The sequence below is a fragment of the Paraburkholderia sp. BCC1876 genome (genome assembly GCF_902833695.1).
Classification (GTDB): Bacteria; Pseudomonadota; Gammaproteobacteria; order Burkholderiales; family Burkholderiaceae; genus Paraburkholderia.
Map to the genome: position 1 here is coordinate 1 of NZ_CADFGI010000093.1, position 445 is coordinate 445.

The 445-nt window shown below is 71.2% G+C and carries 1 protein-coding gene; it reads right to left on the minus strand.

Annotated elements, in window-relative coordinates; all coding sequences use genetic code 11:
* Positions 1-445: FAD-binding domain-containing protein (locus HWY05_RS37930; protein ID WP_279614209.1), on the minus strand; the 445-nt coding region annotated here is incomplete at both ends.

The following is a 445-nucleotide window of genomic DNA, read 5'->3' on the forward strand; positions in this document are numbered from 1 at the left end:
CGCGCGCCAGTCGATCAGCAGGTGCTTGATCAGGAAGGAGGCGACCACCATCCGCACGCGGTTGTGCATCCAGCCCGAGGTCCACAGCTCGCGCATGACGGCGTCGACCAGCGGATAACCGGTGCGGCCGCGGCACCAGGCGGTGAAGCCGGCCTCGTCGTCGCGCCAGGGCATCGCGTCGAAACGCTCGCGGTAGTTGCGCGTCGGCAGTTCGGGGAAGTGGTAGAGCAGGCTGGTGTCGAACTCGCGCCAGCCCAGCTCGCTGACGAATTTCTCGATGTCGGCCGCCACCGCCGCCCCGCCCTCGCGCGCCGCCGCCATCGCCGCGTGCCAGACCTGCCGCGCCGACAACTGGCCGAAGCGCAAGTAGGGCGACAGGCGGCTGGTCGCCGGCCGGTCGGGCCGGTCGCGCGCCTCGCCGTAGCCGCGGATCTTCTTGTCGAGG